Annotated in this window: 13 protein-coding genes and 1 tRNA gene; 10 read left to right on the top strand and 4 right to left on the bottom strand. The window is 68.9% G+C overall.

Annotated features, from left to right (window positions below):
* Positions 1 to 247: 247 nt before the first annotated feature.
* The 4 genes from ACFSGX_RS03050 to ACFSGX_RS03035 all read left to right on the top strand — a co-directional run bounded on the left by ACFSGX_RS03050 (position 248) and on the right by ACFSGX_RS03035 (position 4,578).
* A complete protein-coding gene (locus tag ACFSGX_RS03050; protein WP_380927379.1) occupies positions 248 to 1,309 on the top strand; it encodes a DUF1176 domain-containing protein in 1,062 nt (353 codons plus the stop codon).
* Between the two features lie 68 nt (positions 1,310 to 1,377).
* Positions 1,378 to 1,809: a hypothetical protein gene (locus ACFSGX_RS03045; protein ID WP_380927377.1), complete on the top strand. Its 432-nt coding sequence runs from the start codon at positions 1,378 to 1,380 to the stop codon at positions 1,807 to 1,809.
* An 8-nt stretch (positions 1,810 to 1,817) separates the two neighbouring features.
* A complete protein-coding gene (locus tag ACFSGX_RS03040) occupies positions 1,818 to 3,533 on the top strand; it encodes an Hsp70 family protein (protein ID WP_380927375.1) in 1,716 nt (571 codons plus the stop codon).
* Complete coding sequence (locus ACFSGX_RS03035; protein WP_380927373.1) at positions 3,526 to 4,578, top strand: hypothetical protein; 1,053 nt, start codon at positions 3,526 to 3,528, stop codon at positions 4,576 to 4,578. The genes ACFSGX_RS03040 and ACFSGX_RS03035 overlap by 8 nt, the downstream gene beginning before the upstream one ends.
* A 13-nt stretch (positions 4,579 to 4,591) precedes the next feature.
* Here the strand turns inward: ACFSGX_RS03035 and ACFSGX_RS03030 are convergent, their stop codons facing one another.
* From ACFSGX_RS03030 to ACFSGX_RS03015, 4 genes are all read right to left on the bottom strand, one after another.
* Entirely contained in the window at positions 4,592 to 6,376 is a 1,785-nt protein-coding gene (locus ACFSGX_RS03030) for an EAL domain-containing protein (protein WP_380927372.1), read from the bottom strand.
* A gap of 325 nt (positions 6,377 to 6,701) precedes the next feature.
* Positions 6,702 to 6,778, bottom strand: a tRNA-Pro gene (locus ACFSGX_RS03025).
* Positions 6,779 to 6,869: 91 nt separating this feature from the next.
* Positions 6,870 to 7,784, bottom strand: coding sequence for an EamA family transporter RarD (rarD, locus tag ACFSGX_RS03020; RefSeq protein WP_380927371.1), 915 nt, complete (start codon positions 7,782 to 7,784; stop codon positions 6,870 to 6,872).
* Between the two features lie 8 nt (positions 7,785 to 7,792).
* Positions 7,793 to 8,014, bottom strand: coding sequence for a hypothetical protein (locus tag ACFSGX_RS03015; protein ID WP_380927369.1), 222 nt, complete (start codon positions 8,012 to 8,014; stop codon positions 7,793 to 7,795).
* Positions 8,015 to 8,121: 107 nt separating this feature from the next.
* Between ACFSGX_RS03015 and ACFSGX_RS03010 the strand changes: the two genes are divergently transcribed.
* From ACFSGX_RS03010 to ACFSGX_RS02985, 6 genes are all read left to right on the top strand, one after another.
* A complete protein-coding gene (locus ACFSGX_RS03010; RefSeq protein WP_380927367.1) occupies positions 8,122 to 8,631 on the top strand; it encodes a hypothetical protein in 510 nt (169 codons plus the stop codon).
* 65 nt (positions 8,632 to 8,696) lie between these two features.
* Positions 8,697 to 9,092: an MAPEG family protein gene (locus ACFSGX_RS03005; RefSeq protein ID WP_380927365.1), complete on the top strand. Its 396-nt coding sequence runs from the start codon at positions 8,697 to 8,699 to the stop codon at positions 9,090 to 9,092.
* Between the two features lie 55 nt (positions 9,093 to 9,147).
* Positions 9,148 to 9,522: a fluoride efflux transporter CrcB gene (crcB, locus tag ACFSGX_RS03000; RefSeq protein WP_380927363.1), complete on the top strand. Its 375-nt coding sequence runs from the start codon at positions 9,148 to 9,150 to the stop codon at positions 9,520 to 9,522.
* A complete protein-coding gene (locus ACFSGX_RS02995; protein WP_157174954.1) occupies positions 9,519 to 10,655 on the top strand; it encodes an RluA family pseudouridine synthase in 1,137 nt (378 codons plus the stop codon). The genes crcB and ACFSGX_RS02995 overlap by 4 nt, the downstream gene beginning before the upstream one ends.
* A gap of 43 nt (positions 10,656 to 10,698) precedes the next feature.
* Complete coding sequence (locus ACFSGX_RS02990; protein ID WP_380927361.1) at positions 10,699 to 11,382, top strand: HAD-IA family hydrolase; 684 nt, start codon at positions 10,699 to 10,701, stop codon at positions 11,380 to 11,382.
* Positions 11,379 to 11,612, top strand: a complete 234-nt coding sequence (locus tag ACFSGX_RS02985; RefSeq protein ID WP_380927360.1) for a hypothetical protein — start codon at positions 11,379 to 11,381, stop codon at positions 11,610 to 11,612. The genes ACFSGX_RS02990 and ACFSGX_RS02985 overlap by 4 nt, the downstream gene beginning before the upstream one ends.
* The last annotated feature ends 4 nt before the right edge of the window (positions 11,613 to 11,616 follow it).

The following is an 11,616-nucleotide window of genomic DNA, read 5'->3' as shown; positions in this document are numbered from 1 at the left end:
GGGAGCCGTCGAGCGCAGCCGAGACGCGCGACGCCCGACCCAACCTCACCCTCCCCCCAAACCGTCATCCCGGCGAACGCCGGGATCTCCCTCAGGTAAAGCGCTCACCCCCAGCCCAAGGGAGATCCCGGCCTCCGCCGGGATGACGTCGACGGTGCGTCAGGTTTGTCGGAAATACGTGGGAAAAGCCTCGACGCAGCAAGCAGGTCGAGCCAGAACCGCACCGCCAAGGACGAAGGGGACCCCGATGCGACGACCACTCTCTGCCGCACTCCTCCTCCTCGCCACACCAACCGTCCCAGCGATCGCCGCACCCCCACCCGGCACGATCCAGTCCTACGACACATACGGCGAATGGTTCGTCGCCTGCGACAACACGCTGACCTGCGTGGCACGCGGCTTCCCCGCTGACAGCTACCAGGGCGGACAGATCGAGATCGTCCGCGCCGCCGGCCCGCAAGGCACGCTCACCGCCTCGATCGACGCCGAACGACGCTTCACGCTCGCCGACATCCGCATCGACGGCAAACCCGCCATCCTCGCCGCCCCCGCATGGCGCCGCACCCCGGACGGCGAGAACAGCATCGCCACCACCGACCCCGCCGAGATCCGGCGCCTCGTCCGCCAGCTCCGCGACGCATCGAAGGTCACGCTGGGCCGCGACGCCACCGTCCCGCTGACCGGTTTCGCCGCCGCCATGCTGCGGATCGACGCGCGCCAGGGCCGGGTGAACGGCGTCACAGCGCTACTGAAACCCGGCTCCACCCCCGCCACCCGCGTGCCCGCCGCCCCGCCGCTCCCCCGGATCTCGGCGCGCGCCATCACCGCCAAACTCGCCCCCGGCGAGGCGCGCCGGCTGATCGCCGCCGTCCGCACCGGCCAGAAGGCGCTGTTCGCCCGCGAGGATTGCGAGGCGAACCCCAACGCCATGACGCCCGAGGCGCACGCGCTCGACGCCCGCCGCGCGCTCGTCCTGATCCCCTGCCTGATGGGCGCCTATCAGGGCTCCTCGCTCGCGTTCATCGCGCCGCGCGCCGGTGGTCCGTCGCGGCAATTGTTCGTGCAGCAACCCTATCTCGGCAACGCCGGCGACCGATCGACCGGAGCCTATTTCACCGAAGCCGAATTCGATCCCGCAACCGGCCGGCTCGCCATGGTCGCCAAGGGCCGCGGGCTCGCCGATTGCGGCATGTCGGCCACTTCGATCTGGGACGGCGAACGCTTCCGCCTGTCCGAACTCGCGTTCCAGCAGGCGTGCGGCGGCATGTCGCCCGGCGACTGGCCGACGCTGTTCCGCTCGGCCAACTAACCGCCACCCCGCTCTGGCGCGCCGCGAACGGTTGCGGTTATGGTCCCACACGTCAGGAGGATGGACACATGACCGACGACACCGAGACGACCGCCGCCATCGACGGCATGCGCGCGCATGTCAGCCACCTGCTGGAGCAGGAAGGCTATCGCGGCGTCGAGCTGGACGAGGACGGCGATGTCCGGTTCAAGGCGGAGGGCAGGTCGCTCCTCATGATCTTCAACACGCGCGATCCCGGCTATCTCCGGCTCGCCCTGCCGAACTTCTGGCCGATCGACGACGATGCGGAACGCACCCACGCCTACCGGATCGGCAACGGCATCACGCGCGACAACAAATGCGTGTCGGTCTTCGTCACCCCGAACGAGAATGTCTGGGCGACAGCCGAATGGCTGACCACCGGGCCGGAGGCGATCGACGGCGCGATGCTCGTCCGGCTGACCGAGATGCTGCTCGCCGCCGCGGGCGAATTCCACCGCGAAATGCAGGCGGCAGGGTGAGTAACAGCATGAAAGACGGCATGATCGTCGGCATCGACCTCGGTACCACCAACAGCCTGGTTGGCTACTGGCGCGACGGCGCGGCGCAGCTTGTGCCGAACGCGCTCGGCTCGGTCCTGACACCCAGCTGCGTCAGCCTGGACGACGACGGCAGCATCCTGGTCGGCGCCGCCGCACTCGACCGGCTGCGCACCCACCCGAACCGCACCGCCGCGGTGTTCAAGCGCACGATGGGCTCCACCCGCCACACCCGGCTGGGCAAGCGCGATTTCCTGCCGGAGGAACTGTCCTCCTTCGTGCTGCGCGCGCTGAAGGACGATGCCGTCGCGCATCTCGGCGTGCCGGTCACCGGCGCGATCATCACCGTGCCGGCCTATTTCTCCGATCCGCAGCGCAAGGCCACGCGCCGCGCGGCGCAGCTCGCCGGGCTCGGCACCGTCCGGCTGCTCAACGAGCCCACCGCCGCCGCGATGGCCTACGGGTTGCAGAGCGAGGCGGAGGGCACGTTCCTGATCTTCGATCTCGGCGGCGGCACGTTCGACGTGTCGGTGCTCGAACTGTTCGACGGCGTGATGGAGGTCCGGGCCAGCGCGGGCGACAATTTCCTGGGCGGCGAGGATTTCCGCCAGATCCTGACCGACGCCTTCCTGCGCGACGCGAAGGTGCCGGAGAAAGCGCTCGCCAACCCCGCCATCGCGCGGCGGATCGATGCCAATGTCGAACGCGCCAAGCGCGCGCTGTCGAGCGAGCCGACCGCCGAAATCGCGCTCGACTGGGACGATACGCACTACGCCGCCAGCTTCACCACCGAACAGTTCGAAACGCTGAGCGAACCGCTGCTCGAACGGCTGCGTCGCCCGATCCGGATCGCGCTCGGCGATGCGCGGATCGCGCGCGAGGCGCTCGACGCGGTAGTGCTCGCCGGCGGGGCGACGCGCATGCCGATGGTCCGGCGCGAGGCGACGAAGCTGTTCGGCCGCTTCCCGGTCGTCGATATCGACCCGGACGAGGTCATCGCGCGCGGTGCCGCGGTCCAGGCCGGGCTGCTGATGCGCGACGCGGCGCTGTCCGATCGCGTGATGACCGACGTCGCGCCCTATTCGCTCGGCACCGACATCCGCCGCCGACTGGACGACGGGCAATTCGTCGAAGGGTGGTTCGACCCGATCATCCCGCGCAACACGATCGTGCCCGCCAGCCGGGAAAAGAGCTACATCCCCACCTCGCCGACCAGCAAGGCGATGATCATCGATGTCTACCAGGGCGAAGCGCGCATGGTTCGCGACAACATCGCGCTCGGCCGGCTCACCGTCCCGCTCCCGTCCGGGAACGAGGCCGAACGCGCGGTCGACGTCCGGTTCACCTACGATGTCGACGGGCTGCTGGAGATCGAGGCCCGGCGCACCGGCAGCAGCGAGGTCCACCGCCTCGTCCTGCAGGAACTGGAAAGCGACATGTCGGAAGCGGAGATCGCGACCCGGCTGAAGGCGCTGTCCGCGATCAAGCTCCACCCGCGCGAAACGATCGAGAACCGCACGCTCCTCGCCCGCGGCGAACGCATGGTCGAGGAAGCGCAGGGCGACGCGCGCGAGGCGATCGCCATGGCGGTCAGCCAGTTCGAGGCCGTGCTCGAACGGCAGGACCCGGCGCAGGTCGGCGCGGCCCGCGACCAGCTGCGCGGCCAGCTCGACTGGTATGAGGGTCGGGTCTTCGCCGATGACTGACGCAGGCCACGGCTATCAGGGTTGTTTCGCGACGCTCGGCATCGCCCCCACGGGCGAGGTCCGCGCAATCAAGCGCGCCTATGCCGGCATTCTGAAGACGATCGACCTCGCCGCCGAACCCGACCGCTTCGCCCGCCTCCGCGCCGCCTACGAGACGGCCTTGCGGGAAGTGCCCTACATCGAAGACGAACCGGGCGAACCCGCACTCGCATTGCCGCCCGAACCCACGCCCGACGCCGACGCCATCCCGGCCCCCGCCCCCGCAACCGTCCGCTGGAACCTACGCGGCACCGCACCGCGCCACCGCCTCAGGAACACCACCGACCCGCGCGCCGACATCGACAACGCGACCGGATCGCGCGACGCGCCGCCCGCCGCGCGCATGCCGCCGGTCCTTGCCCCGTACCGCAGCGGCCGGCCCTCCGCCGCCCCGTCCGACGACGATGGCGAAGCCGATGCGATCGCGGCGCTGCTCGACGATCGCACACCGGATCGCCCCCGCCTGCTCGATGCCGCCATGCGGCGCTTCGGCTGGGACATGGTCGGCACCGACATGGGCGGGTTCGGCCCCTATGAAAGCTGGTTCGCCCGCCTGATCGAGGAACGCGCCCGCTGGGACGCCATCGCCCCGAGACAACGCCGGAAACCCGACAAGCTGCTCGCCCGCATCGCCGCCGGCCCGCCCGACGGCTCGATCGCCGATCTCTACCGCTGGCGCCGGTTTGCGGAAACGCGCGAGGCCTTCCCGCTCTGGACCGCCTTCGTCGCCGGCAACCACCGGCTGGAGGAATGGGACACCGCAGCCGTCCAGGCGCCGGCGCTGAAACGCTGGGCCGCGCGCGCACCCGAACGCCCGTTCCGCCACCTGTTCATTGCCTATCTGCTGGTCAATCTCATCTCGATCCCGCTGCACGGCATGATGCGCACCAGCACGCTGGCGTTCGGCTTCGTTATCCTGTTCTCGATCGTCCAGACGACCATCGTGATCCTGTTCGCGGTCTCGGTCGGCCTCGCCGTCGGACGCCGGCTCCGCCGCAAGCCCTGATCCGGCGCCGGCATCACGACACCATGCCACTTTCGGGCAGCCGGACCGCCGCGATGCCCGACGACGACGCCTTGGCCATCTGCTTGCCCGTCGCGAGCTGGTCGTTGACCATCTCGACCGTCAGATGCGCCCGCGCCGCCGGCAGGTGCAGCAGGCTCGCCGACGTCCGGAGCAGCGGATAAAAGCGGTTCTGGCCGAACCGATCGACCGAATGGATCCCGCCGGCCGCGCGGTCCCGCACCGAATACAGGCTCTCCGCGTCGCTCGCGAATTTCGCGCACAGTTCGTGGACGATCTCGGTGCTGGCCGGCTCCTCCGCCGCGATGCTCGCGAAGAAATCGTCCCCGCCGATATGACCCACGAACGACGCCGTCGTCACGTCGAGCTTGCGGAGCAGATCGGCGAACATCATCAGCGCACGGTCGCCCGCGGCAAAGCCGTAATGGTCGTTGAACGCCTTGAAATTGTCGAAGTCGAAGAAGATCAGCGCCTGCGGCCCCCGGCGTTTCAGCGCCTCGCCGATATGGTGGGCGATGCTGCGGTTGCCGGGCAGCTGGGTCAGCGGGTTCTGCTCCCGCGCGGCCGACACCGCCGCCTCCGCCGCCAGCCGCAGCACCGCATTGTTGGTCAGGAACCCGGCATAGCGCCCCTCGTCCGACAAAATCAGCCCGCACGCACTGTCCGCCGCGACATAGCTGTTGACGATCGCCTCGACCGTCCCGTTGGCATCCGCGACCGGAAACCGCCGGACCAGCTTCTCCATCCGCGGCGCCGCTCCCTTGTTGGCGAGCAGCGCCGGCCCGTAATCGCTCAGCAGATACCGCCGCATATCCTCTTCGAGCAGCGCGCCGAGCACCGATCCCGTCGCATCGATCACCGGGATCACGCGCAGGTCGGGCATCGCCTTGAACCGGTCGGCCGCATCCACCAGCGGCGCATCCAACAACATCGGCGCGACGGGGTTCAGCAACTCCTCCACGCGGGCATGCATCCGCGCGCCGTGCGACACGAGCAGGCTGCGCCCATAGGACATCGCCAGATCCTCGATCCGCGTCGTCGGCCGCGCGATGCCGAAACCCTGCGCTAGGTCGCACCCCAGGTCGCGCGCCATGCGGAACTCGGCCTCCGTCTCGACCCCCTCCGCGACCGTCATGAACCCCAGCGCATGGGCCAGCCCGCACAGCTTGGCAACGATCGCCTGCTTGCGCGCGCTGGTGTCGATCTGGTCGATGAACGCGCGGTCGATCTTCACATAATCCGGCTCGATCGTCAGCAGCATGTGCAGACCCGACATCCCCACGCCGAAATCGTCGAGCGCGATCCGCACGCCCATGCCGTTCAGCATCTCGACCGTGCGCAGCAGGTTGGTCGAATCCTGCACCGGCGCGCGCTCCGAAATCTCCAGGCACAAATTGCCGGCCGCCAGCCCGCACTCGGTAAACAGGTCGCGGATACCGCCCAGGGTCGCCGGGCTTCCGCCATATGTACGGTTGTCGACGTTGCAGAACAGCCGCGTCGCGCCGGCACTCTCGAACCGCGCGAACTTCGTGATCGCCTTGCGCACCAGGCCCAGGTCCAGCGCGCGCAGAGTGCCGGTCACCTCCGCCTCGTCGAGCAGGGCGCAGACCGTCGGCATCCCCTCGGGAAACCGCGCCAGCGCCTCGAACCCGTGGACCGTCATCGACGATGTCGTGACGATCGGCTGGAACGCGAAATCCGCCCGCGCGAGCATGACTGCCACCGACTCGCTGTTGTGGCCGCCGACGGCCGTGGGCTTCAACATTGCGGTACCGGCCATCTGGTTGAGCCCCCTGCCGCACCTGGCTAGCAAGGACCCCTGAACCAAATCTTACCGCGCCTGCCACCGGACTGTCACCGGAACGACCATTTCCCAATGGGTTAGCCGCTCGAACTCCGCCGAAACCGGCCTGCCAAGCGGACTTTGCCGCCGCGAGACCACGTCGACCGGACCGACCGATTTTTACAAAAAAATGTCGCCCAGCGTCCGCTTACCCGCCTCCGACGACGAAACGGACCGGCCTGTTAAGAGCCTGACACCGACAGGCAGCATCACGCGTGCCCCGCAAGCAGAGTTACGAGCGTTGATCGCTGAATACAGAATATGGTCGGGGAGAGAGGATTCGAACCTCCGGCCCCTGCCTCCCGAAGGCAGTGCTCTACCAGGCTGAGCTACCCCCCGACGGAGTGCCGATCGACTGACTGTCCCGGGAAGGACGCGATCGGCGGAGCCAAGGCGCGCCTATACGGAACCGCTCCGCCGCCGGCAAGCCTTATTCCGCGGCCATCGCCGGCACAGCGCGCGACGCACGCAGCGTGTCCGCCGCATACAGCGCACACCCCGCCCAGATGCAGCCGAACGTCACGAGATGCACGGTGCGCAGCGGCTCGCCGAACAGCCAGACCGCCTCCGCAAACTGCAGGCTGGGCGCGATATACTGGAACAGCCCGAGCGTGGCGTACTTCATCCGCCGCGCCGCCGCCGCGAACATCAGCAGCGGCAGCGCGGTCACCACCCCCGCCGTCATCAGCAGCATGTCGAGCCGCGCCGACTGCCCGAACGCCGGCGCCCCGAACAGCGCGTCGCTGCCCGTCGCGGACAGGACCAGCACCAGCGCCGCGATCGGCGCCAGCAACGCGGTCTCCAGCGTCAGCCCGGCCAGCGCATCGACCGCGACCACCTTGCGCACCAGTCCGTAGGTGCCGAAACTCAGCGCCAGCGTGATCGAGATCCACAGCGCGCCCGTGCCGGACAGCGCCAGCACCGCCACGCCAACCGCCGCGATCGCGACCGCCGCCAGCTGCACCGGCCGCAACCGCTCGCCCAGCACGGCGACGCCGATCGCCACGTTCACCAACGGGTTGATGAAATAGCCGAGACTTGCCTCGATCACATGGCCGTGCACCACCGCCCAGATATAGACGAGCCAGTTGATCGCGATCAGCACCGCGCTGGCGCACAGCAGCAGCAGCGTGCGCCGCGAGCGGCACGCCGTCCGCACCGCGCCCCACCCGCGCGCGATCGTGACGATCACGACCAGCAGCAGCAGCGACCACAGCACGCGGTGCGCCAGGATCTGGACCGGCGGCACACCGACCAGCAGTTTCAGGAAAAGCGGCAGCAGCCCCCACGACACATAAGCGCCGAGGCCGCAAAGCGCGCCGATCCGCGCCGTTCGTTCCCCCACGTCGCGGATCAGAAGATGCCGCCGCCCATCGACAGCCGGACGAAGCAGATCAGCAGCACAACGATGTTGACGTTGCGCCCCGTCGTCGACCGCGACAGCACGCCGAGCACCAGCCCGACCAGACCCATCGGGATCAGGAACCAGTTCGCCCACCCCAGGAACGGGATGAACGCGAACAGCGCGAGGATGAAGGTGACGGCACCGATGCCGAGCGAGGCGATGTTGAGCATGACCGCAATATGCGGGCGTATGATGACAGCTTCAAGCAAAAAGCTGTCTTGCTCGAATAACACACCTGCGATACCCTGCGACTCGTCCGTTCGTCAGGAGACCGCCCGTGTCCGCATCGTCCCCCACCCTGCCGCTGCTCGCGGTCGCCGCGCTGCTCGTCGCCCCGCTCGCCGGTTGCGACAAGGCCCCGCAGACCAAGACCACCACCAGCGACGAAAGCGTCTCGATCAAGGCGGCGGACGGCCGGGTGGCGATCGACCTCCCCGGTTTCGACGCCGACATCCGCATGCCCGCGATCAAACTGACCCCCGACATGCTGAAACTCGACGGCATGGCGCTCTACCCCGGCACCACGGTCGCCGGGTTCGACGTCGCCGGAAACACCACGGACACCGGGACGAAATCCAACAACGGCACCGTCACCGTCACCTTCGCCGCCCCCGCGCCCGTCGCGACGCTGCGCACCTACTATCACGACATGTTCCAGAAGGCCGGCTACACCCTCACCGATCAGCCGAACGCGTTGTCCGGCCGCAAGCCCGACGGCACCGCCGTGCAACTAACGCTCGCCCCCGCCCAGTCCGGCTCGACCGGCAAGCTCGTCATCGGCAGCTGATCCGGGCCCATACCCGGCGGGCGACGCGTTGAGAGCAAACATCACGCAACCGGGACGCCACCATCATGCCGATCGAACTGACCCTGCTCGGGGTCGCCGTCCTGCTGGGCGCGGTCCACATCTTCGCCGCCGCCCACGTCCGCACGAAGCAATATGGCATCGAATGGAACATGGGCGCGCGCGATGCGGAGCTGCCGCCGCCCAACCCGATCGTCGGCCGGCTGCAACGTGCGCAATCGAACTATTTCGAAACCTTCCCGCTGTTCGCGGTCGCGCTGCTCGCCGCGGTCGTGGCCGGGCGGCTGGGTTGGAAGACCGAACTCGGCGCGCACCTCTTCGTCTGGGCGCGGGTCGTCTACCTGCCGATCTACGCGGCGGGCATCCCGAAGCTGCGCACCGCGATCTTCGGCGTCTCGTTCGTCGGCTTCCTGCTTGTCCTGTCTGCGATGTTCTTCGGTTAACCGACCACACAGCCGGCAGGATGGCGTTTGCACGGCACAGCGCGTATGGGACGCCATGCCTTCTCTCCTCCTCGTCATGGGCGGCGGTGCGATCGGGTCGGGCCTCCGCTATCTTGTCGGTCGCCTCGCCCTCGCGCAGTTCGGCCCTGGTTTCCCCTTTGGTACGCTCGCGGTCAACCTGATCGGCGGCGCCCTCATGGGGCTCCTCGCCGGCCTGCTGGCGCGCGAAGTCGCCGGCGAATCCGTCCGCCTGCTGCTCGGCGTCGGCGTCATGGGCGGCTTCACGACCTTTTCGGCGTTCAGCCTGGAAACGGTGCTGATGCTGCAACGCGGCGAACTCGCTACCGCGGTCGGTTACGTCATGGTCTCGGTCCTCGGCGCGCTCGCCGCCTTGTTCGTCGGGCTCCAGGCCGCACGGGTGCTCGCATGAGCGCCTCCGACGACGTCCGCACCTTCACGGTGAAGCCCGACGACGACGGCGTCCGGCTCGATCGCTGGTTCAAGCGCAACCTGCCCGACGCCAGCTTCAACATCGTCTCGCGCTGGGCGCGCACCGGCCAGCTCCGCGTCGATGGCAAGCGCGTGGCGCCCGGCGACCGGGTCGAGGCGGGCCAGTCGATCCGCGTCCCCCCCGCCGAGGCCGCGACCGCGCCCGCGAAGCCCGCGCGCATCGTCGCCGATCTGCCGCCCGAGGATATCGAGCTGATGCAGTCGCTGGTCTTGCACCGCGACAAGCACGCCATCGTCATCAACAAGCCGCCCGGCCTCGCGACGCAGGGCGGCACCAAGACCGACCGCCACGTCGACGGCATGCTCGACGCGCTGATGTTCGATGCGGAGGGCCGGCCGAAACTCGTCCACCGGCTCGACAAGGACACGTCGGGCGTCCTGCTCGTCGCGCGCTCCGCCAACGCCGCCGGCCATTTCGCCAAGGCATTCAGCAGCCGCACCGCGCGCAAGGTCTACTGGGCGCTCGTGACCGGCGTGCCGGACGTGCATGACGGCATGATCGAACTGCCGATCGGGAAACAGCCCGGCACCGGCGGCGAAAAGATGCACGTCGACATGAAGGAGGGCAGCCCCGCCCGCACCCGCTACCGCGTCATCGAACGCGCCGGGAATCGTGCCTGCTGGATTGAGCTGCAACCCTTCACCGGCCGCACGCACCAGCTGCGCGTCCACATGGCCGCGATCGGCCATCCCATCGTCGGCGACGGCAAATATGGCGGACAGGACAGCTTCCTGACCGGCGGGATCAGCCGCAAGATGCACCTCCACGCGCGCCGGCTGAAGGTCGACCTGCCCGACGGTGGCGTCCTCGACATCACCGCCGAACTGCCGACCCATTTCGCCGAGAGCGTCGAGATGCTCGGTTTCGACCCGCTTCGCGCCGACCTGCCGCTCGACGAGGTGAAGTTTAGCGAAACGCTTGAAGGCAAGAAGCGCGCCGCGCTCAACATCGCCAAGGCGCGCCGCAAGGACCGCAAGGGCGAACGCCGCGGCCGCGGCAGCGAACGCGACAGCGACCGCGGAGACCGGGGCGGCCGAGGCACCGAACGCTGATGCACGATCGTCCTGCCAAGCGCCTCCCCACCTCCCTCCGCCCATGACCCGCCTCGCCATCTTCGACTGCGACGGCACGCTCGTCGATTCGCAGTCCAGCATCGTCTCCGCGATGGCCGCGGCGTTGCGGGCCGAGAACCAGCCCCCGCTCCCGCGCGCCGCGGTGCTTGGCATCGTCGGGCTCAGCATCGTCGAGGCGGTCGCCGCACTGCTGCCCCACGCCGACCCCGCCACCCACCGCCGCGTCGCGCAGGCCTACAAAGACGCGTTCCACGCCCAGCGCGGCCGCGGCGAGGTCCACGAACCGCTCTACGCCGGCATCGTCGATGCGCTCGACCGGCTGACGGCGGACGGCTGGCAGCTCGGCGTCGCGACCGGCAAGTCCGATCGCGGCCTGGCGCTCTGCCTCGCGCATCACGGCCTGACCGACCGTTTCGTCACGCTCCAGACCGCGGACCGCCACCCGTCCAAACCGCATCCGTCGATGCTCGAACTGGCGATGGCCGATGCCGGCGCAACGCCCGCCGACACCGTCATGATCGGCGACACGCATTACGACATCGCCATGGGCCGTGCCGCCGGCGTCGCGACGGTCGGCGTGACGTGGGGATATCACGACACCGCCCTGTTGATCGCCGCCGGTGCCACCCATATCGCCACCCATCCTGATCAGCTCGTCCCGCTGCTCGCAGCCGCCACCGCAACCGCCACGCCGGAGACCGCATGACCCCCGAAGACCGCGACAAACTGGCCCAGACGCGGTTCGCGATCATCAGCGCGTTGCGCGCCTCGGGCGTCGTTATGATGCTGTTCGGCATGTGGATCTGGTGGGGCGACCTGCTCGACGTGGGCGGCAACACCGCCGTCGGCCTACCGCTGTTCGTGCTTGGCATGGCCGAATCGATGCTGCTCCCGCGCTACTTCATCCGCCAGTGGCGGACCCCGCCGCGCGCCTGAGGCT

Source organism: Sphingomonas arantia, from assembly GCF_042682045.1.
In the GTDB taxonomy this organism is placed as follows: domain Bacteria; phylum Pseudomonadota; class Alphaproteobacteria; order Sphingomonadales; family Sphingomonadaceae; genus Sphingomonas_R; species Sphingomonas_R arantia.
Note: the sequence above shows the minus strand (reverse complement) of the source record. Positions and strands in the feature narration are given on the sequence as shown.